General features: G+C 62.7%; 14 protein-coding genes. 4 read left to right on the top strand and 10 right to left on the bottom strand.

All coding sequences use genetic code 11. The features are described 5' to 3' along the window. Positions 1–75 precede the first annotated feature (75 nt). Genes FHT75_RS20560 through FHT75_RS20545 form a run of 4 tightly spaced genes read left to right on the top strand, consistent with a single transcriptional unit; the run spans position 76 to position 4,395 of the window. On the top strand, positions 76–417 hold the full coding sequence (locus FHT75_RS20560) for a sarcosine oxidase subunit delta (RefSeq protein ID WP_063475313.1): 342 nt from the start codon (positions 76–78) through the stop codon (positions 415–417). Continuing rightward, positions 414–3,407 carry a sarcosine oxidase subunit alpha gene (locus FHT75_RS20555; RefSeq protein WP_063475314.1) on the top strand — a complete coding sequence of 998 codons (2,994 nt, stop codon included), beginning with the start codon at positions 414–416 and terminating at the stop codon, positions 3,405–3,407. The genes FHT75_RS20560 and FHT75_RS20555 overlap by 4 nt, the downstream gene beginning before the upstream one ends. Next, positions 3,400–3,948, top strand: coding sequence for a sarcosine oxidase subunit gamma (locus tag FHT75_RS20550; RefSeq protein ID WP_063475315.1), 549 nt, complete (start codon positions 3,400–3,402; stop codon positions 3,946–3,948). The genes FHT75_RS20555 and FHT75_RS20550 overlap by 8 nt, the downstream gene beginning before the upstream one ends. Positions 3,949–3,996: 48 nt before the next feature. Next, on the top strand, positions 3,997–4,395 hold the full coding sequence (locus FHT75_RS20545) for a VOC family protein (RefSeq protein WP_063475316.1): 399 nt from the start codon (positions 3,997–3,999) through the stop codon (positions 4,393–4,395). A 15-nt stretch (positions 4,396–4,410) separates the two neighbouring features. On the opposite strand, the gene FHT75_RS20540 is transcribed toward FHT75_RS20545, so the two are convergent. The 10 genes from FHT75_RS20540 to FHT75_RS20495 form a co-directional block, all read right to left on the bottom strand. Then, on the bottom strand, positions 4,411–4,899 hold the full coding sequence (locus FHT75_RS20540; RefSeq protein ID WP_028756868.1) for a MaoC family dehydratase: 489 nt from the start codon (positions 4,897–4,899) through the stop codon (positions 4,411–4,413). A gap of 90 nt (positions 4,900–4,989) precedes the next feature. Continuing rightward, positions 4,990–6,969 carry a glycogen debranching protein GlgX gene (gene glgX, locus FHT75_RS20535; RefSeq protein ID WP_063475317.1) on the bottom strand — a complete coding sequence of 660 codons (1,980 nt, stop codon included), beginning with the start codon at positions 6,967–6,969 and terminating at the stop codon, positions 4,990–4,992. A gap of 12 nt (positions 6,970–6,981) precedes the next feature. Further along, a complete protein-coding gene (locus FHT75_RS20530; RefSeq protein WP_028756866.1) occupies positions 6,982–8,613 on the bottom strand; it encodes an alpha-D-glucose phosphate-specific phosphoglucomutase in 1,632 nt (543 codons plus the stop codon). Between the two features lie 6 nt (positions 8,614–8,619). Then, on the bottom strand, positions 8,620–10,062 hold the full coding sequence (gene glgA, locus FHT75_RS20525; protein WP_063475318.1) for a glycogen synthase GlgA: 1,443 nt from the start codon (positions 10,060–10,062) through the stop codon (positions 8,620–8,622). Positions 10,063–10,065: 3 nt separating this feature from the next. Next, a complete protein-coding gene (gene glgC, locus FHT75_RS20520; RefSeq protein ID WP_028756864.1) occupies positions 10,066–11,328 on the bottom strand; it encodes a glucose-1-phosphate adenylyltransferase in 1,263 nt (420 codons plus the stop codon). 19 nt (positions 11,329–11,347) lie between these two features. Then, a complete protein-coding gene (glgB, locus tag FHT75_RS20515) occupies positions 11,348–13,555 on the bottom strand; it encodes a 1,4-alpha-glucan branching protein GlgB (RefSeq protein WP_063475319.1) in 2,208 nt (735 codons plus the stop codon). Further along, complete coding sequence (locus tag FHT75_RS20510; RefSeq protein ID WP_063475320.1) at positions 13,552–16,014, bottom strand: glycogen/starch/alpha-glucan phosphorylase; 2,463 nt, start codon at positions 16,012–16,014, stop codon at positions 13,552–13,554. The genes glgB and FHT75_RS20510 overlap by 4 nt, the downstream gene beginning before the upstream one ends. A 276-nt stretch (positions 16,015–16,290) precedes the next feature. Beyond that, on the bottom strand, positions 16,291–17,511 hold the full coding sequence (locus FHT75_RS20505) for a TadE/TadG family type IV pilus assembly protein (RefSeq protein ID WP_063475321.1): 1,221 nt from the start codon (positions 17,509–17,511) through the stop codon (positions 16,291–16,293). Between the two features lie 115 nt (positions 17,512–17,626). Then, positions 17,627–18,505, bottom strand: a complete 879-nt coding sequence (locus tag FHT75_RS20500; RefSeq protein ID WP_063475322.1) for a transglutaminase domain-containing protein — start codon at positions 18,503–18,505, stop codon at positions 17,627–17,629. A gap of 5 nt (positions 18,506–18,510) precedes the next feature. Beyond that, entirely contained in the window at positions 18,511–20,925 is a 2,415-nt protein-coding gene (locus tag FHT75_RS20495) for a circularly permuted type 2 ATP-grasp protein (protein ID WP_047616384.1), read from the bottom strand. Positions 20,926–20,935 lie beyond the last annotated feature (10 nt).

Genomic DNA, 20,935 nt, shown 5'->3' with positions numbered 1-20,935 from the left:
CGTCGCTTACCCCCTCATCCGCCTTTCAGGCACCTTCTCTCTGCTGGGGAGAAGGGGAGGAGAAGGAAATCCCACATGCTGCTGATCCATTGCCCTTACTGTCAGGAAGAGCGTTCCGAGCTCGAATTCCGCGGCGCGGGTGACGCGCATATCGCGCGGCCCGCCGAGATCGCCTCGATCTCGGACGAGGAATTCGAGGCCTACTTCTTTCTGCGCGACAATCCGAAGGGGCTGATCTTCGAACGTTGGCGACACATTCACGGCTGCGGGCGTTTCTTCAACGCGGCGCGAGATACGGTGACCGACAAGTTCATCGTGACCTACAAGGCGGGCGAGCCGAAGCCTGAGATCGGGGCTGCGGCCAGGCAGCATGGGCCTGTCGAGACATATGAAGCCGTGGAAGGAGAGGCGCAATGAGCGGCGTGAACCGTATCGCCGGCAAGGGGCGCCTGACACCGGCCAAGACCGCCCGCTTCAGCTTCGACGGAAAGAGCTATACGGCGCTCGAAGGTGATACCGTCGCCTCGGCGCTGATCGCTAACGATGTGCATCTTCTGGGACGCTCGTTCAAATATCACCGGGCCCGCGGTATTCTGTCTGCAGGGGCCGAGGAGCCGAACGCGCTGATCGACGTCGCCCGTGATACGGCGCGCAAGCAGCCGAACGTGCGCGCCACCGTGCAGGAAGTTTTTGACGGCATGATCGTCAACTCCCAGAACCGCTGGCCCTCGCTCGCCTTCGATGTCGGCGCCGTCAACAATCTGATGTCGCCGTTCTTCGCCGCCGGTTTCTACTACAAGACCTTCATGTGGCCGCGCGCCGCCTGGAAACACGTCTACGAACCGCTCATCCGTCGCGCCGCCGGCCTCGGGGTCGCGCCGACGGAAGAGGATCCGGACCATTATGCCAGCCGCTATGCCCATTGCGACGTGCTGGTGGTCGGCGCCGGCGTTGCCGGGCTTTCGGCTGCGTTGGCTGCGGCTGAGACCGGTGCCCGGGTGATCCTTTGCGACGAGCAGGCGGAAGCCGGCGGTGCGTTGCGCTACGATGCCGGCGTGACGATCGACGGACAGGACGGCTATGCCTGGGCCCAGAAGGCCGTGGCGCGGCTGAAGGCGATGGACAATGTCGAAGTGCTCACCCGCACGACCGCCTTCGGCTACTACAACCACAATTTCGTCGGTCTTGCCGAGCGCGTCACCGACCATATCGCCAAGCCCTCCCACGATCTGCCGCGCGAGCGGCTCTGGCAGGTCCGGGCCAAGCGGGTCATCCTCGCCACCGGCGCGATCGAGCGGCACATGGTATTTCCGAACAACGACCGGCCGGGCATCATGCTCGCCTCGGCGGGGCGGATGTATCTCAATCACTACGGTGTCGCCGTCGGGACCAAGGTCGGCATCTACACGGCGCACGACTCGGCCTATGAAGCGGCTTTCGATCTGAAACGGGCCGGTGTTTCGATCGCCGCCATCGTCGACAGCAGGCAAGCGCCGGGAGCGGCGGTGCTGGAAGAGGCGCGTGCGCTCGGCATCGATGTTCTCACAGGCCAGTCTGTTATCAACACCGCGGGACGGCTGCGCATCTCATCGATGACGGTGGCGCGCAACGGCGGCGGTTCATCGCGCAAGATCGCGGTCGATGCGCTCCTGGTTTCGGCCGGCTGGACGCCGTCCGTCCATCTCTTCTCGCAGTCGCGCGGCAAAGTGGCCTTCGATGCCGAAAGCCAGCGCTTCCTGCCCGGCTCCTATGCCCAGGACTGCCTGTCGGTCGGCGCCTGCAACGGCACCGACGACCTGCAGCGGACGATCGAGGAATCGCTTGCCGCCGGCGAGCTGATGGCGCAGGCCACCGGCAAAAGCAGCGGCGAGAAGATCGCAATTTCGGCCGAGCAAGCCTATGACTGGACGGGCGGCATGATCGGCGCTGCCGAAGGCGCCGGTCCGAAGACCAACGCCAAGGCCTTCATCGATTTCCAGCACGACGTCTGCGCCAAGGATATCCGCCTTGCCGTGCGCGAAGGCATGCATTCGATCGAGCATATCAAGCGCTTCACGACCAACGGCATGGCCTCGGACCAGGGCAAGCTCTCCAACATGCATGGCCTGGCGATTGCCGCCGAAATGCTCGGCAAGGAAATCCCGCAGGTGGGGCTCACCACGTTCCGTGCGCCCTATACGCCGGTCACCTACGGTACGCTGATCGGCCACTCGCGTGGAGAGCTGTTCGATCCGACGCGCAAGACGCCGCTGCACGATTGGGAGGAAGCCCATGGCGCGGTCTTCGAAGATGTCGGCAACTGGAAGCGCGCTTGGTTCTATCCGCGGGCCGGCGAGACCATGCATCAGGCGGTCTCTCGCGAATGCCGGACGGCGCGCGAGTCGGCCGGTATCTTCGATGCCTCGACGCTGGGCAAGATCGAGGTGGTAGGGCCGGATGCGGCGAAGTTCCTCAACCTCATCTACACCAATGCCTGGGATACGCTGAAGCCCGGCAAGGCTCGCTACGGCATCATGACCCGCGAGGACGGCTTCGTTTATGACGACGGTGTCGTCGGACGCCTGGCGGACGACCGTTTCCACGTGACGACGACAACCGGCGGCGCGCCGCGCGTCCTTCACCACATGGAAGATTACCTGCAGACGGAATTCCCGAATCTGAAGGTCTGGCTGACCTCGGTGACCGAACAATGGGCGGTCATCGCCGTGCAGGGGCCGAAGGCGCGCGAGATCGTCGCGCCGCTGGTCGAAGGACTCGATCTTTCGAACGAGGCCTTCCCGCATATGAGCGTTGCCGAGTGCACGGTCTGCGGGGTGCCGGCACGGCTCTTCCGCGTCTCGTTCACCGGCGAAATCGGCTTCGAAATCAACGTGCCGGCCGATTACGGCCAGTCGGTGCTCGAAGCGGTCTGGGCCAATGCCGAACCGCTCGGCGCCTGCGTCTACGGCACCGAGACGATGCACGTTCTTCGCGCCGAGAAGGGTTACATCATCGTCGGGCAGGATACCGATGGGACGGTGACCCCCGATGACGCCGGACTTTCCTGGGCGGTTTCGAAGAAAAAGACGGATTTCGTCGGCATTCGCGGGTTGAAGCGGCCGGATCTCGTCAAGGACGGGCGCAAGCAGCTTGTCGGCCTCGTCACCAAGGACCCGAATCTGGTGCTCGAAGAAGGCGCGCAGATCGTCGCGAGCCCGAACGAGCCGAAGCCGAAGACCATGCTCGGCCACGTCACGTCAGCTTACTGGTCGGACAATTGCGACAGGTCGATCGCCTTCGCGCTCGTCGCCGGCGGCCGGGCGCGGATGGGCGAAACGCTCTATGTGCCGATGCCGGACCGGACGATCGCCGTCGAAGTGACGGATCTGGTATTCTTTGACAAGGAAGGGGGCCGCATCTATGGCTGATGTCGCAATTCGCAAACCGGCGCTTGCCGGCCGTCTCGGCGGCTCCGCAACGGTGCGGCTGACGACCGCACCCGCTGCCAGCCGGGTGGCGCTGCGGGCGCCTGCAGAATCGCTCGCAACACTTTCCGCTGCTCTCGGCCTGTCACTGCCGACCGCCCCGAAAACATCCGGCCGGGCTGGCGCCCGCTCGGCGCTGTGGATCGGGCCGGACGAATGGCTTGTCATCGATGAGGATGGCGCCGACCTGATGGCGGCATTTTCCGGTGCCGGCGCGCTGCATTCGGCGACCGACGTGTCCCACCGCAATGTGGCAATCATCGTCTCCGGGCCGGGCGCGGAGGCAACGCTTTCGGCCGGCTGCCCGCAGGATCTGTCGCTTGCTGGCTTTCCGGTCGGAGCCGCATCGCGCACAATCCTGGGCAAGGCGGAGATCGTGCTTTTCCGCACGGAAGAAGACACGTTCCGGGTGGAGTGCTGGCGGTCGTTTTCGGATTACGTCTTCGGGCTGCTGAACGAGGCGGCTCACGACGCCGGGCATTGAGCCCGCGCCAATCCCGGCTGGGTAAGCCTTCATTCAAGGGGTAGGCCAATGCTGCACCATGCTTCTCTCGGCGTTTCCGATATTGAACGGTCGGCGGCATTTTACGATACCACGCTGGCCGCGCTCGGTTACGTCAGGGTCTGGGACGATATCCGGCCGGGGCAAACGGGGCAGGCAATCGGCTATGGCCTTCCCGGCGGCGGGGACAAACTGGCGATCAAGCATCGCCCGGATGGCCAGCGTCCAGCCGGCCCGGGTTTTCATCTGGCTTTTGCCGCCCCGAACCGCCAGGCGGTCGATCGGTTTCATGCGGCGGCCATCGCGCATGGCGGCGGTGACAATGGCCGGCCCGGCCTGCGGCCCCATTACGGTGAGCACTATTACGCGGCGTTCGTCACGGATCCCGACGGACATGCTCTCGAAGCTGTGTTCAATTCGGCCGAGTAGCAAAAGCAGTTTTGCTTAGACGTCCTCGGGACGGTCCTTCGGGTCGAATTGGATGATGGTGATCCATTTTGCCGTCAGCGCCGGCTTCTTCTCGTTTTCGATCTCGATCGAGACGTCATAGGTGGTCATCAGCATGCCGGCGCCGCGGAAGCGGGCCTCGGAGAGCAGGAAGCGGCCGCGGACGCGGGCGCCGCTCTTCACCGGCGTCATGAAGCGGACGCGCTCGAAGCCGTAGTTGATGCCCATGGTCTGCTCGCGCACTTTCGGCAGGCAGTTGTAGTTCATCGTCGACAGCAGAGACAGTGTCAGGAAGCCGTGAGCGATGGTGCCGCCGAAGGGGCTCTCGGCTGCCGCGCGTGCGGGATCAACGTGAATGAACTGATGATCGTCGGTCGCCGCCGCGAAGGCATCGATCATCGACTGGTCGACGGTGATCCAATCCGATAGGCCCGTTTCCATGCCGATCAATCCCCGCACGTCGGAGAGTGAAATTTCCGTGACCATAAATTCCTCGTGAAACAAGCCGTCGCGGCAAAGCCTTATCGCGCATTTGTGACGATTGCGACAAGGATTTGCGCAAGCGAAGGCAGGCGGTCAATTTTCTACGAAAAAGGCGACGGAGCGCGGCTCGACGGCTGCACTCTTGCCGGCTTTCTGCGCTCCTTCAGGCGTCAACTGGCGCCAGCCCGGTTCGCCCCGGGAAGGGAGCGTGAAAAATTGGCGGCTCCCCGAGCGGTTGAAAAGCACGGCAAGCCGGGTCTGCCTGCCGCCGGCGGAGCGGTCCTCGGTCGACAGAAGCATGCCGAGGGTGGAAAGCGACGGCGTCTCCCATTCGGCAACGGTCATCGGCTCGCCGGAGAGCGAAATCCATTCGACGTCGCCATTTCCTGACAGGAAACCCGTTTCGGAGAAGACGGTGAAGCGGCGGCGCAGTTCCGCAACGAAGGCGGTGTGGGCGATGAGATTCCCGTCCAACGCGTTCCAGTCCAGCCAGGTGATCTCGTTGTCCTGGCAATAGGCGTTGTTGTTGCCGTGCTGGCTGCGGCCGCCCTCGTCGCCTGCCGTCAGCATAATGCTGCCGCGGGTGGCAAAGAGGGTTGATAGCAGCGCCATCACGTCGTCACGGCGACGCTTGCGGATGGTGGGATAGAGGGTTTCCCCCTCGACGCCGTTGTTCCAGGAGTGGTTTTCGTTGTGGCCGTCGCGATTGTGTTCGCCGTTGGCATCGTTATGCTTTCCGGCGTAGGAGACGAGATCGATCAGCGTGAAGCCGTCATGGGCGGCGAGGAAGTTGACGCTGCGCGTTTGCCTGCCGTCGTTGCGGGAGAAGATGTCGGAGGAGCCGGCGAGTGCGGTTGCCAGCGCGCCGGTCTTCCAATCGTCGCCGCGCCAGTAACAGCGCAGGTCGTCGCGGACCCGGTCGTTCCATTCCAGGAAGGACGCCGGGAAATTGCCGAGCTGATAGCCGCCCGGGCCGATATCCCAAGGTTCGGCGATCATGATCCGGTCGGCAAGCACATCGTCGGCGAGGATCGCGGCAAGCGTTCCGCCGTCGCGCTCGAAGCCCGTTGCGGTGCGGCCGAGCACGGGGGCGAGATCGAAGCGAAAACCGTCGACGCCAGCGTTGAGCACGAAATGGCGCAGGCTGTCGATGACGAGGCGGCGGACCTCGGGATGATCGCAGGCAAGCGTGTTGCCAGTGCCTGTGTCGTTGATGAGCTCGCCCGGCCAATTCTGGGCGTGGCGATAATAATGCAGATTGTCGAGGCCGCGCAGCGACAGCGTCGCGCCGTAACGGTCGCTCTCGCCGGTATGGTTGAAGACGAGGTCGAGGATGACGGCGATGCCTTCGGCATGGAGGGCCGCGACCGTCTCGCGCAGCTCCGTCATGCCGCCGGGGACAAGCCGCGGATCGAGCGCCATGAAGGCGACGGGATTGTATCCCCAGCCGTTGGTGAGGCCGAGCGGCGGCAGGTGGCGCTCGTCGATCCAGGCGGTGATCGGCATCAGTTCGACGGCGTCGACACCGATCCGCTTCAGGTGTGCGATGACGGAGGGATGAGCAAGGGCTGCAACCGTGCCGCGCTCTGCCTCCGGCACGTCGGGATGGAGAATGGTGAAGGGCCGCACCGCCACCTCATAGATAAAGCCGCCCGGATTGAAGAGCGGCTTGCTGACCAAGGCGGGTATATCGGCAGTGACGATCGCCTTCGGCATCAGATCCTGGCTGTCTTCGCCATAGATGCCGAGACGGGGATCGTAGCGGAACGGCCTGTCGATCTCCTTGGCATAGGGATCGATCAACAGTTTGGAGGGGTCATACCAGAGACCGTTATCGGGCGCGTAGATGCCATCGGCGCGATAACCATAGCGCGCGCCGGCCTTCAGCCCGTCGACAAAGAGACGATGGATGTGATTGCTGTCGCGCGCCATCGGCAGGCGCGCGAATTCCCTGTTGCCGTCATCCTCGAAGAGGCAGAGCTCGATCTGTGCGGCATCACGCGACCACACCGCAAATTCGACGCCGGTCTCGAAAACGATCGCGCCGGCTTGCGCCGCACTGCTTCCCCGCATGTTCCCCCCGGATCAGGTGATCACGGTTGGCGCGTCGCGTCCCGTGCGTTCCCGAATGCTGGCAATGCTTTCGGCGGCCGCGATCAGATCGGCGAGCGCTTCCTGCGTTTCGATGTTGTGGCGAGTCGAATCCGGCTCGTAACGCTCGATATAGACACGCAAGGTTGCGCCAGACGTGCCAGTGCCGGACAGGCGGAAGACGACGCGGGAGCCGCCCTCGAAGAGCACGCGGATACCCTGATGTTCGCTGACCGATTTGTCGATCGGATCGTGATAGGCGAAGTCGTCTGCCTTCTCGACCTTCAGGCTGCCGAAGCTCTTGCCGGCCAGGGTGGAAAGCTGGCTGCGGAGATTGTCGACCAAGCCGTTTGCCGCATCGGTGTCGAGGCCTTCATAGTCATGGCGCGAATAATAGTTGCGGCCGTAGGTCTGCCAGTGCTGGGTGACGATATCGGCGACACTCTCGCCGCGCACGGCAAGAATATTCAGCCACAGCAGCACGGCCCAGAGGCCATCCTTTTCGCGGACATGATTGGAGCCGGTACCGGAGCTTTCCTCACCGCAGATCGTCGCCATGCCGGCATCGAGCAGGTTGCCGAAGAATTTCCAGCCGGTTGGCGTCTCGTACATACCGATGCCGCGCTTTTCGGCGACGCGGTCGGCAGCACCCGATGTCGGCATCGAGCGGGCGATGCCGGCGAGGCCGCCGGAATAGCCGGGGGCGAGATTGGCGTTGGCGGCAAGGATCGCCAGGCTGTCGGACGGCGTGACGAAGATGCCGCGGCCGATGATCAGATTGCGGTCGCCGTCGCCGTCGGAAGCGGCGCCGAAATCGGGCGCATCATCGCCCATCATCTCGTCGAAGAGTTCCTTGCAGTGAACCGGGTTCGGGTCGGGATGATGGCCGCCGAAATCCGGCAGCGGCATGAAGTTGCGCACGGAGCCCGAGGGAGCGCCGAGACGATTTTCGAAGATTTCCTTGGCATAGGGGCCGGTGACGGCGCTCATCCCATCGAAGGCAATGCGGAAGCCGAGGCTGATCAGGTTGCGGATGGCGCCGAAATCGAACAGTTCTTCCATCAGTGCGGCATAGTCCTCGACCGGGTCGATGACCGAGAGGATCGTGCCGCCGGGAAGCTCGTCCTTGCCGATGCGGTCGAGATTGACGTCGGCGAAATCGGCGATCTTGTAGCTGTCGATCGTCTTGGAACGCGCATAGATCGCGTCGGTGATCTTTTCCGGCGCCGGGCCGCCATTGTTGATGTTGTATTTGATGCCGAAGTCTTCGGTCGGGCCGCCGGGATTGTGGCTGGCGGAGAGGATGATGCCGCCGAAAGCCTTGTATTTGCGGATGATGTGGGAGGCGGCCGGCGTCGACAGGATGCCGCCCTTGCCGACCATGACCTTGCCGAAGCCATTGGCAGCGGCCATCTTGACGGCCTTCTGGATGACTTCGCGATTGTAGTAGCGTCCGTCGCCGCCGATGACGAGGCACTTGCCCTGATAGCCTTCCAGCGAATCGAAGATCGACTGGATGAAGTTCTCCGCATAATTCGGTTGCTGGAAGACTGGAACCTTCTTGCGCAGGCCCGACGTGCCGGGTTTCTGGTCCAGATAGGGCGTGGTGGGTACGGACTTGATCATTTTAGGTCACATGCCTTTCGAGACGAGGCTTGAATAGAGGGCAGCGTAGCGTTCGGCGCTCTTCTCCCAGGAGACATCCGATTTCATGCCCTGCTTTTGCAATTGGGTCCAGAGTTTTCGGTCCTGGTAAAAATGCATCGCACGGCGGATTGCCTGTAGCATGCCTGTTTCTGTCACGGGGGCAAATTGTATGCCGGTTGCGACTTTCGCTGCAAGTGCGGCGTGATTGGCGTCGATCACCGTGTCATTCAATCCGCCGGTGCGGGCGACGATCGGCACGCAGCCGTAACGCAGCCCGTAAAGCTGGGTCAGGCCGCAGGGTTCGAAGCGCGAGGGGATGATGATCGCATCGCAGCCGGCCTGCATCAGGTGCGACATCGGCTCGTTATAACCGATCGAGACGCCGATGCGGCCGGGATGGCGGCTGGCGGAGGCGAGCAGCGCGCCTTCAAGCGCCGCTTCACCGGAGCCGAGCACGACGAGCTTGCCGCCCATGGCGACGATCTCATCGGCGACGTTGGCGACGATATCCATGCCCTTCTGCCAAGTGAGACGGCTGATGACGCAGAAGATCGGGGCGTCGTCATTGTCGAGATGGAAGAATTCGGCGATCGAGCGACGGTTCTCCTCGCGGTTCTTGAGCGTCGTCGGGCCGTAATGGGTGTGGACGACGGGATCGGTCGCCGGGTTCCAGACATCGGTGTCGATGCCGTTGACGATGCCGTGCAGATTGTCGATGCGGCTGGCGATGACGCCCTCGAGCCCCATGCCGAATTCCGAGGTCAGGATCTCATCGGCATAGGTCGGGCTGACCGTCGTGATCGCATGAGCGGTCTTGAGGCCGCCCTTGAGGAAGCCGACAGTGCCGTAATATTCGATGCTTTCGGTGGCAAAGGCATGGGCGGGCAGGCGCAGGCCGGGAAAGATCTCGGAACCGAACTGGCCCTGGAAGGCGATATTGTGGATGGTCAGCACGCTCGGCAGTTCCGGCGTCGGGTAATAGCGCATATAGACCGACGTCAGCGCCGCCTGCCAGTCGTGGGTGTGGACGAGATCCGGCCGCCACCCGGGCATCAGGCCGGCGGCAATCTCGGAGGCGGCAAGCGACAGAGCGGCAAACCGGCGCCAGTTGTCCGGATAGTCCTTGCCGAGCGGATCGAGATAGGGGCCGCCCGGCCTGTCGTAATAGGCCGGCGCATCGAGGATGAGCAGATCGAGGCCTTCGTGCTCAACCTCGAGCACCGTCGCCCGCTCGCCGAGCAGGTCGGCGAATTCGAGCCTGGCGACCGGGTTGCGAATGACCTTCATGACGGCGGGATAGCCGGGCAGAAGGGTCTTGGTCTCGACCCCGAAGGCTTTGAGAGTAATCGGCAGGGCGCCTGACACATCGGCCAGGCCCCCTGTCTTGATCAAAGGGAAGACTTCGGACGAAACCGAAAGAACTTTCATAAGTCAGATATCCAGCTTGTCGATCATCGGTTGCGTGATCAGGCAGATGCCGCTTTCCGTCCGCCGGAAACGCTTGGCGTCGAGCTCGGGATCCTCGCCGACAACCAAGCCTTCCGGAATGACGACACCATGGTCGATCACCACATTCTTGAGCTGCGCGCGCCGTCCGATCTTTACGTTCGGCAGGATGACGGCGCCTTCCATCTTGGAGAAGGAGTTGGCCCTGACACCGGTGAAGAGCAGGCTGTTGTTCAGGCTGGCGCCGGAGATGATGCAGTCGCCCGATACGACGGAGGAGGTGGCCGAGCCGCGGCGATCCTCGTCGTCATGGACGAATTTCGCCGGCGGGGTGATCTCGGCATAGGTCCAGATCGGCCAGGACTTGTCGTAGATGTCGAGCTCCGGAACGATCGCCGTCAGGTCGATATTGGCCTGCCAATAGGCGTCGATCGTGCCGACGTCGCGCCAGTAAGGCTCGTGCTCGAAATCGGACCGGACGCAGGACTTGGCGAAGCGGTGGGCGACCGCCTTACCGTTCTTGACGATATAGGGGATGATGTCCTTGCCGAAGTCGCGGCTCGAGTTCGGATCGGCGGCGTCGCGGCGCAGCGCATCGAGCAGGAACTTGGTGTGGAAGACGTAGATGCCCATCGAGGCGAGGGCGAAATCCGGCTTGTCGGGAATGGGCGGCGGATCGGCCGGCTTCTCGACGAAGGCGATGATCTCGTCCTTCGCGTTGACATGCATGACACCGAAGCCGGTCGCTTCCATGCGCGGCACTTCCAGGCAGCCGATGGTGACGTCGGCGCCGGAATCGACGTGCTGCTGCAGCATCCATTCATAGTCCATCTTGTAGACGTGGTCGCCGGCAAGCACGACCATGTATTCGACGCCGTAATCCTGGATGATGTCGATGTTCTGATAGACGGCGTCGGCGGTGCCCTCGTACCATTGCGTCTCGGAGACGCGCTGGCTGGCGGGCAGGATGTCGAAGCTCTCGTTGCGCTCGGGGCGGAAGAAGTTCCAGCCACGCTGCATGTGGCGGATCAGCGAATGCGCCTTGTATTGCGTGGCGACGCCGATGCGGCGGATACCGGAATTCAGGGCGTTCGACAGGGCGAAATCGATGATGCGAGCCTTGCCGCCGAAATAGACGGCCGGCTTGGCACGCCGGTCGGTGAGTTCCTTGAGACGGCTTCCCCTACCGCCCGCCAGAACATAAGCCATTGCATCGCGGGCAAGTGGCTGAACGCGTTTTTCTACCATTTTCTCCTCCCACCAGTCACTAATTTTCAGGTTCAAGCATGATTGTCGCCAAGGGCGGCAAGGTGATCGAGCAGGTGATGTTGCCGCCGGCATCGACGGCCTGCACGCGCCCGCCATTGCCCTTGCCGCTGCCGCCGTAGATGTCGGCATCGGTGTTCAGGATTTCCCGCCAGCGGCCTGCGGACGGCAGGCGGATCGAGTAGTTCTCGCGGTAGACAGGGGTGAAATTGGTGATGACGGCGACCGGCTTCTGGCCCGGCGCCTTGCGCAGCCAGGCAAAGACGGAATTCTGATGGTCGTCGGCGACCAGCCATTCGAAGCCTTCGCCTTCGCAGTCACGCTCATGCAGAGCCGGCTTGCTGCGATAGGTGAAATTGAGGTCGCGCACCAGGCGCCGCATGCCCTCGTGCATACGATACTGAAGCAGGTTCCAGTCGAGCGACTTCTCCTCGCTCCACTCGCTCCACTGGGCGAATTCCTGGCCCATGAACAAGAGCTTCTTGCCGGGATAGCCCCACATATAGGCGTAGTAGGCGCGCAGATTGGCGAATTTCTGCCAGTCGTCGCCCGGCATCTTGGCGATCAGCGAACCTTTTCCATGGACGACCTCGTCATGCGAGAGCGGCAGGACGAAATTTTCCGAATAGGCGTAGAGCAGGCCGAAGGTCAGCTCGTTGTGATGGTGCCCGCGGTAGATGGGATCGCGGCTCATGTAGCTCAGCGTGTCATGCATGAAGCCCATGTTCCACTTGAAGCCGAAGCCCAGGCCGCCTTCATGAACGGGCTGCGAGACCTTCGGCCAGGAGGTCGATTCCTCGGCGATGGTCATGACGTTGGAATGCTGGCCGTAGATGCGGATGTTGAGATCCTGCAGAAAGCGGACCGCTTCGAGGTTCTCGTTGCCACCATATTCGTTGGGGATCCATTCGCCGTGTTTGCGCGAATAATCGAGATAGAGCATCGAGGCGACGGCATCGACGCGCAGGCCGTCGAGATGGAATTTTTCGGCCCAGTAAAGCGCATTGTTGACGAGATAGGAAACGACCTCGGTGCGGCCGAAATTGTAGATCGCCGTGCTCCAGTCGGGATGGAAGCCCTTGCGCGGGTCTTCGTGCTCGTAGAGTGCGGTACCGTCGAACCAGCCGAGGCCGTGTTCGTCGGTCGGGAAATGCGCCGGCACCCAGTCGAGAATGACGCCGATGCCGACCTTGTGGCAGCCGTTGACGAAACGGGCGAAACCTTCCGGTTCGCCGAAACGAGCGGTCGGCGCGTAGAGGCCGGTCGTCTGGTAACCCCAGGAGGGGTCGTAGGGGTGCTCGGTGATCGGCAGGAACTCGATATGGGTGAAGCCCATATCGGCGCAATAGGGGATGAGGCTGGAGGCGAGCTCGTCCCAGGACAGCATCGTGCCGTCCTGCCGGCGCTGCCAGGAGGCGGCATGCACCTCGTAGATCGAGATCGGCTGGCGGCGCTTGTCGGTTTCGCGCCAGTGCTTGAGGTGGGCTTCGTCTTCCCACTCCTGCACCAGTTCGGCGGCGGTGATGGAGGCGGTCTTCGGCCGGAGTTCGCTGCGCCGCGCGAAGGGGTCGGCTTTCAGGGGCAGCAATACGCCATCCTGGCCGCGGATCTCGAACTTGTAGCCAACGCCGATCGGCACATCCGGGGCGAAGATTTCCCAGATGCCGCTATCGGCGCGGAAGCGCATCACGTGGCGGCGGCCGTCCCAATTGTTGAAATCGCCGACGACCGAGACGCGCTGCGCATTCGGGGCCCAGACGGCGAAATGGATACCCTGGGCGCCATCATGCTTGATGAGATGGGCGCCCATCTTGTCGAACAGCCGCAGGTGCGAGCCCTGGCGGGCGAAATAATCGTCCATCGGCCCGAGCACCGGACCGAAACTGTAAGGATCGGTGACAGCCCATTCGGCATCGCCGCGCCGGGCGCGATAGCGCACCGGCTGGAGCTTGGTCAGGGAAACCGGGCCGGCGAAGACGCCGTCGGCATGGAGCTGTTTCAACTCGCCGATGACGCTGCCATCGAGCGTCATGGCGGTCACTTCCTCGGCGCCCGGGATGAAACACCGGGCGACGAAAACGTCGCCGGCCTGGTGCACACCGAGGACGGCAAAGGGATTGGAATGCGAGCCGGCAAGGATCGCCGCGATTTCATCTGCCGAAATTTCCCAGGAAAGCTTTACTTCAGGGACGGTTTTCGGCGTTTTCATCCGGCTCTCCAGATTTCGTCTGCATATTGCCTGATCGTACGGTCGGAAGAAAACCAGCCCATCCGCGCCGTATTGTTGATCGTCTTTGTGTACCAGGCGGACTGGTTGGTCCAGATCTGGTCGACTTCGCGCTGTGCCTGGGCATAGGCGTCGAAATCGGCGGCGACCATGAACCAGTCGTGCGAATAGATGCCGTCGATCAGTGCGGTGTAGCGATTGCGGTCATCAGGCGAGAAGACGCCGGAGCCGATGGCGGCGAGCGCCTGGGCGAGCTCGCGCGACCCCTCGATGATGGCGCGGGGATTGTGGCCATCACTGCGGACCTTCGACACCTCGTCGGCCTTGAGGCCGAAGATGACGATGTTGTCCTCGCCGACATTGTCGCGCATCTCGACATTGGCGCCATCGAGCGTGCCGATCGTCAGTGCGCCGTTGAGGCCGAACTTCATGTTGCCGGTGCCGGATGCTTCCATGCCGGCGGTCGAAATCTGCTCGGACAGGTCGGCGGCCGGAACCATGACTTCGGCGAGCGAAACATTGTAGTTCGGTACGAAGACGACCTTCAGGAGGCCGCGGACCGACGGGTCGTTGTTGATCGTGCGGGCGACGTCGTTGATCAGCTTGATGATCAGCTTGGCATTGTAATAACTCGGCGCTGCCTTGCCGGCGAAGAGTTTTACACGCGGCACCCAATCCAACTCCGGATGCGAGCGGATCTGGTCGTAGAGCGCGACGGCCTCGATGATGTTCAGCAGCTGGCGCTTGTATTCGTGGATGCGCTTGATCTGGATGTCGAACATCGCCGAGGGATCAAGCTTCACGCCCATGCGGCTGGCAACGAGATTGGAGAGCGCTACCTTGTTGGCCCGCTTCACCGCGGCGAACTTCTGCTGGAAGGTCGGGTCGGAGGCGAACTTGTCGAGCGGCGTCAGCTTCTCGGCATCGTCAAGGAATTCGTCGCCGATCGCCTCGCGAATCAGGCTGGTGAGACCCGGATTGCACTGCTGCAGCCAGCGGCGCGGCGTGATGCCGTTGGTCTTGTTGTTGATACGGTCGGGATAGAGCTTGTGCAGGTCGGCAAAGACCGTGACCTTCATCAGGTCGGTGTGCAGGGCCGAGACGCCGTTGATCGAATGCGAGCCGACGAAAGCGAGGTTGCCCATGCGCACGCGGCGGTCGCCGCTTTCATCGATCAGCGAGATCGAGCGGATTTCCCCATCGGTGAAATTCTTGCCCTTGCGCGCGTCGATCAGGATCTTGGCATTGATCGCATAGATGATCTGCATGTGGCGCGGCAGCAGACGCTCGAACAGCGGCACCGACCAACTTTCCAGCGCTTCGGGCAGAAGTGTGTGGTTGGTGTAGGAGAAGGTATGGCGGGTGATTTCCCAGGCCTGGTCGAAATCCATTCCGTGGACGTCACAGAGCAGGCGCATGAGTTCGGCGACCGAGACGGCGGGATGGGTGTCGTTCAGCTGGATTGCCACCTTGTCCGGCAGCGAGGTGAAATCGTCATATTGCTGCAGATGGCGGCGCAGGATGTCCTGCAGCGAGGCCGACGAGAAGAAGAATTCCTGGCGCAGGCGCAGTTCCTGACCGGCCGGGGTGGCGTCGGCGGGATAGAGAACCCGGGTCAGGCTTTCGGCCTTGTTGCTTTCACGCAGCGCTCCGATGTGGTCGCCGGCGTTGAAGGCATCGAGCAGGATCGGATCGATCGGCTGCGCCGACCAGAGGCGCAGCGTGTTGACGCGCTTGCCGCGCCAGCCGACGGCCGGCGTGTCGAAGGCGGCGGCGATGACGCGCTCGGCCGGTTTCCAGACGTAGCGCGGCTGGTCGTCATGGGTGGTGATGAATTCGACGGCGCCGCCGAAGCCGATTTCATAGGAGCTTTCGCGGCGCTCGAACTCCCAGGGATTGCCGTGGGCGAGCCAGTTTTCCGGCAGTTCCACCTGCCAGCCGTCGGCCATCTGCTGGCGAAACAGGCCGTGGACATAGCGGATGCCGTAACCATAGGCGGGCACGTCGACGGTTGCCATGCTTTCCATGAAACAGGCCGCCAGACGACCGAGGCCGCCGTTGCCGAGTGCGGCATCCGGCTCCAGCCCGGCGATGACGTTGACGTCGACGCCGAGCGAGGCGAGGGCATCGCGCACCTCCTCCATCAGGCCGAGGTTCGAGACGGCGTCGCGCATCAGGCGGCCGATCAGGAATTCGAGGGAGAGATAATAGACGCGCTTGGCGCCGGTCGCATAAACCTCGCGGGTGGAGGCCATCCACCGATCGATGATGCGGTCGCGGACCACCAGGATCGTCGCCGTCAGCCAGTCATGCGGCTTTGCCACCTTGGCGTCCTTGCCGATGCGGTAGGTCAGGCGTTCGATGATTTCTTCGGCGAGAATTTCCGGCCTTGAACTGCGGGGAGCGGGAGAGGGGATAACCGGCTTGGAAACGGTATTCATGGTCAGATCTCGCCAATTTTAATTTGGTTTCAGGATGTTATGCCTGATTTAATCGATTTGTCGCCTGTGCTCCGACAGTTTATGCATCGTTAGGAAGCACTTGCAACAAAGGATTTGGACAAACGAAAAATTTGCGAAACCTTCATATTCACGGGGCTTGAGGGTATTGATTTCAATCGCTTTTCCCGATCAGATGGGGTTGGACGAGAATAACGAAAAGCCGCGCCGGTTTGTTCCGGAGCGGCTTTTCCTTTGCCCTTTTTCGTAGCGGTATGCTCAGTTCGTCAGACGTGTCAGCTGAGCGGAGGCTTTCGCACCGATCGCCTGAAAGGCCGCAAGGAGGTCTTCCATTTTTTCAGCCTGGAAATAATGGGAGTCGTCGGAGGCGCAATAATGCAACAGCGCCTGTCCGCCTGCGGGTGCCATAAAGGCAATCGTATAGATTTCGATGCCTTTAGATTTCGCGTCGTCGCATGTCTTCTTCGTCGCGGTGTCGTAGGAACGGCCGCCGCCGCTATCATTGTTATTGTCGCCGTCGGTCATAAAGACGATGTACTTCTTGGGCACTTGCCCGGTCTTCTGCCGGTGGGCGGCGTCTTCGGCGTCATTGCCCGCGGCGTTCTTGGCGGTGAGAGACGTGTAAGCCGTGTTCACTGCGCCGCTGGAATTCGTGCCACCTCCCGACTGAAGCGCGTTGACATAGCTCGTGACAGCGGCAGTTCCCCAGGCGAGGCTGCTGGCGGGGTATTCAACAATATCATAGGATACCGCGCCTGTGCGCACATATTCGGCATTGGGATCCGCGCTATCGAGCTGACCAAAGAGTTTGTCGGCGGCGAGCTTCAGCGCTTCTATCTTTGTGTAATAACGCGTACGCGTGCCGGTGCAGGTGTCGTAGATTGTCTTACCGTTTTTGTTGGGGTGAGGGTTGCATTTGTAGGTGTACGATTCCGTCGTGAGGGTCGCGGTATCCTCTCCCATCGACCCCGACTTATCGAGTGCGAGGAACATAGAGATCGAGCCCTGGGTCTGTGAGTGACCACCGACCGTCGTGCCTGACGTCGAGAGATGCTGCGTGCTGAAGCCGACCGCCTGCATCAGCGGGTTGACCGTGAGGTCGTAACTCGGTGAAACCGTCACCTGATAGGATGTCGACTTGCCCGATGTCGTCGTCTGGACACTGACGCTCGTCGTGTTCTTGATATCGGTGCCGCTCTGCAGGTAATTCGCCATTTGCCCGGCAACGAAATTCTGCGCAAAGGCCTCGGCCTGCGACGTTTGGATCGTGCCGTTCGCCAGGGCGGTGGCGGTCGCGAGCGCCGCCGAATCAGCGGCCTCCTGCAACTGCTGCTTCGAGAGCAGCATATCGCCCACCTGGATCGCCATGCCGGCTGCTCCGAAAAGGACGGGCAGCAGGATAGCCGTCATCATACCGAAATTACCGCCACGGTCGCTCAACATGCGACGCAGGCAGGGATGCAAAAAGGAGGTGCTCATCATGTTCACCCAACTGGAAACCCTGTGAGGTGATATTAGGCACGTCTCTCCTTTCCGCGGGCCTTACGGCGTCAATAGAATTTTAACGAATCGGCGGATTTTTCCAGTTTTGGGATTATTTCAGCGGGATGACGTCGACCGCCTGGACAGCGCGCTGGCCGCCATAGCTTTTCAGCACGCCGATGACGGGAACGACGTCGGAATAGTCCCGGCCATAGGCGACGACGATGTGGTCCATGCCAGCGGGGATGTTGTTGGTCGGGTCGAGTTCGATCCAGCCGATCGTCTCGCCGCACCAGATCCGCACCCAGGCATGCATGGCGTCGGCCCCTTCCAGCCGCTCCTTGCCGGGTGGCGGGATGGTGCGCAGGAAGCCGGAGACGTAGCCGGCCGGAATGCCGAGGCTTCGAAGCGCCAGGATCATGATGTGGGTGAAATCCTGGCAGACGCCGCGCTTCAATCGGAACGCCTCGAGCGGTGTCGTGTCCACCGTCGTCGCATCGGGATCATAGGTGAAATCCTTGTTGATGCGGGCACAGAGCGCATGGGCGATCTGCATGGCTGTCAGCGTCGGCAGGGCACAGCCTCGCGCATAGTCGCTGATCTCGCGTGCCTGGGTGAGGCGCGGGCTGTCGCCAAGGAAGTGGTGCGGCGAATCCGGTGCCAACGACCAGATGCCTGATATCTCCTCCGGCAGGTCGGCAAGCAGCGGCGAGAAATCGGCGGCGATCGGCTGGCTTTCCACCTGCACGCGGGCCTGCATGCGAATGTCGAGTGTTTCGTGCGGCGCACGCAGCATGAAGGAGGTGGCGGGATGATGGAAGAAATCGACGAAATGCGCCTGCTCATCCGGCGTCGGCGAGACGGTGATCGAGCCGGCGACCAGGCGCTGGCGGTTGGTCAGCGACAGCGGCATCAGCCGCATGACGTGGCGGGCGCCGGAGGCCGGCACGTCGTAGCTGTAACCCATGCGGAGAGTGAGATCGTAGAGCATTGATGTCACCCGAGATAGGTCTGGGCGAGCAGATCGGAAAGCTGTTCCAGTTCGCGTTCGAGCCGTTGATAGACCTCGACACCCATGCCCTCCGGGGTCATCACCGCCAGGCCGGAATGGAGCCGCATCGCTTCGCGGTAGAAGGGTGACATCTGGCCGTTGATCAGGGCATTGGGCAACTGCTCGACCTCGTGGTGGATCTCGTTCACCTGGAAGAGGACCGAGCGCGGGTTGAGGGGGTCGAGCGCCAAGAGGTCGGTGACCGTCAGCCGCGCCGTGTTGACGTTGTAGCGGCGGCGGTGGGTCATGACGCTGTCGCCGATCTCGAGCAGCATGTCGAGGGCGCCGTCCGGCGCTTCCGGGCCGGACATGTGGCCGAGCAGGCGCGTCATGTGCAGGCCGCGCTCGATATAGCGGCCGAGCGAGAGGAAGCGCCAGCCGGTGAAGCGGTACATGTTCTCGTGCACAAGGCCGGCGAAGCCCGCGAGCTTGCGCAGAAGGATCGTCATCGCATGGCTGGCGTCATCGCCGGCAGAGACGGTGACGTGAAAGCGGCGGGCGGTCTTGGCGAGGTCGTTGAGGGCCAGCCAGCCGTCCGGCGAGAAACGGTCGCGGATGTTGCTTGCCGAATAAACGGCGCTGTCGATGTTGCGCAGGAGCGTTTCCGGCACGGGTTCGGCGGTATCGATATCGACGGCCGTCAGATATTCGGAGACATCGGCTAGCAGCGGCTGGCTTGGATCGGCGGCTTCGGCGAAACGTGCATGCCAGGCGCGCAGGATGCGCAGCGCCCCTTCGGCGCGTTCGATGTAACGGCCGAGCCAGAACAGATTGTCGGCCGCCCGGCTCGGCAAGCTGCCCGGCATGTTGCGGGTGAAGCTGCCCTCGGCCGGCAGCAGCGTGTGGCGTTCGACCGGCTTGTCGCTGACGATCCAGACGTCGGCGGCCGCGCCGCCCGACTGCATGGCGATCGCCGCGACATCGGCGCCGGAGCCGATACGGGCAAAACCGCCGGGCATGATCTGCCAGCCGTTTGCCGTGCGGGCGGCGAAAACGCGCAGCGACATCGGCCGCGGCACGAGCTTGCCGTCCACCCAGGCGGGCGTGGTCGAGAGCGTGACGACTTCCTGGCCGACCAGTTTCGGGCCGTCCGAACTCAGCCAGTCGGTGATGGAATCCTTGGCCGTCGCACGCAGCGACGAGCCGAGCACGGATTCGCCGTTGTCGTCGAAGAAGGGTGCCCGGGAATAGGCCGGGCCGATCACCATCTTCTCGATGTTTTTTGCGACGTGCTCGCGCTCTTCCTTCTGGCCGCACCACCAGGTGGCGATCGAGGGGAGGTGCAGATCCTCGCCCAGCAGGCGGCGACAGATGGTCGGCATGAAGGCCAGAAGCGCCCGGGTTTCGAGAACCCCGGTGCCGAGCGCATTGACGATGGTGACGCTTTCGGCGCGCAGCGCTTCCACGAGGCCGGGCGTGCCGATATGCGAATTCTGGTTCAACTCCAGCGGGTCGGCAAAGGCCGAATCGAGACGGCGCCAGAGCACGCCGATCGGCTTCAGGCCGGCGACGGTGCGCACCATGACGCGGCCCTTGACGACGGTGAGGTCCTCGCCCTCGAGCAGCATGAAGCCGAGGTAGCGTGCGATGTAGGCGTGCTCGTAATAGGTCTCGTTGGCGGGGCCGGGCGTCAGCACGGCGATGCGGTCGTCGCCCGAATGTTTCATGCCCTGCAGCGCGTCGCGGAAGGCGCCGAAGAAGGAGGCGAGGCGGTGGACCGGCGTTTCGGCGTAGATATCCGAGAAGGCCCGGGTCGTCGCAACGCGGCTTTCCAGCGCGAAGCCGGCGCCTGACGGCGCCTGCGTCCTGTCGGCCAGCACCCACCAGTTGCCGTCAGGTCCGCGGCCGATCTCGAAGGCGCAGAAATGCAGATAGTGGCCGGAACCCGGCCGGATGCCGGCGAGCGGTCGCTGGAATTCGGGATTGGCGGCGATCAGTGCCGGCGGCAGGACGCCTTCCTCCACCAGCCGGTTGTCGCCGTAGATATCGGCAACGATCGCCTCCAGCAGGTCGGCGCGCTGGACGAGGCCCGCCGACAGCGTCTGCCATTCGCGCTCATCGATCAGCACGGGGATGTGCGAAATCGGCCAGGCGCGTTCGCCGGTGCCCTTGCTGCCATAGGCGCGGTAGAAGACGCCGGCATCGCGCAGGTAGCGGTCGGCGCGGGCGAAGCGCTCGGCGAGATCCTTTTCCGGCATTGCGCTCAGATGCGAGAGGAAACGCTGCCAGACGGGGCGGACCACGCCTTTGTTGTCGACCATCTCGTCAGCGGTACCAGGAAGCGGCGCATAGTCGAAGGCCGCATCCTTGATGCGGTCCTCTGCCTCTCCCCTGCGTTCCACTGCCGGCCTCTTACCCATCAAAACCCAA

It is taken from the genome of Rhizobium sp. BK112 (assembly GCF_014193215.1).
Lineage (GTDB): Bacteria > Pseudomonadota > Alphaproteobacteria > Rhizobiales > Rhizobiaceae > Rhizobium > Rhizobium anhuiense.
This window is presented reverse-complemented; position numbering and strand designations above follow the sequence as displayed.

Coding starts and splice junctions, on each gene's coding strand:
- FHT75_RS20560 (WP_063475313.1), top strand. CDS start 76: ATGCTGCTGATCCATTGCCCTTACTGTCAGGAAGAGCGTTCCGAGCTC.
- FHT75_RS20555 (WP_063475314.1), top strand. CDS start 414: ATGAGCGGCGTGAACCGTATCGCCGGCAAGGGGCGCCTGACACCGGCC.
- FHT75_RS20550 (WP_063475315.1), top strand. CDS start 3,400: ATGGCTGATGTCGCAATTCGCAAACCGGCGCTTGCCGGCCGTCTCGGC.
- FHT75_RS20545 (WP_063475316.1), top strand. CDS start 3,997: ATGCTGCACCATGCTTCTCTCGGCGTTTCCGATATTGAACGGTCGGCG.
- FHT75_RS20540 (WP_028756868.1), bottom strand. CDS start 4,899: ATGGTCACGGAAATTTCACTCTCCGACGTGCGGGGATTGATCGGCATG.
- glgX (WP_063475317.1), bottom strand. CDS start 6,969: ATGCGGGGAAGCAGTGCGGCGCAAGCCGGCGCGATCGTTTTCGAGACC.
- FHT75_RS20530 (WP_028756866.1), bottom strand. CDS start 8,613: ATGATCAAGTCCGTACCCACCACGCCCTATCTGGACCAGAAACCCGGC.
- glgA (WP_063475318.1), bottom strand. CDS start 10,062: ATGAAAGTTCTTTCGGTTTCGTCCGAAGTCTTCCCTTTGATCAAGACA.
- glgC (WP_028756864.1), bottom strand. CDS start 11,328: ATGGTAGAAAAACGCGTTCAGCCACTTGCCCGCGATGCAATGGCTTAT.
- glgB (WP_063475319.1), bottom strand. CDS start 13,555: ATGAAAACGCCGAAAACCGTCCCTGAAGTAAAGCTTTCCTGGGAAATT.
- FHT75_RS20510 (WP_063475320.1), bottom strand. CDS start 16,014: ATGAATACCGTTTCCAAGCCGGTTATCCCCTCTCCCGCTCCCCGCAGT.
- FHT75_RS20505 (WP_063475321.1), bottom strand. CDS start 17,511: ATGAGCACCTCCTTTTTGCATCCCTGCCTGCGTCGCATGTTGAGCGAC.
- FHT75_RS20500 (WP_063475322.1), bottom strand. CDS start 18,505: ATGCTCTACGATCTCACTCTCCGCATGGGTTACAGCTACGACGTGCCG.
- FHT75_RS20495 (WP_047616384.1), bottom strand. CDS start 20,925: ATGGGTAAGAGGCCGGCAGTGGAACGCAGGGGAGAGGCAGAGGACCGC.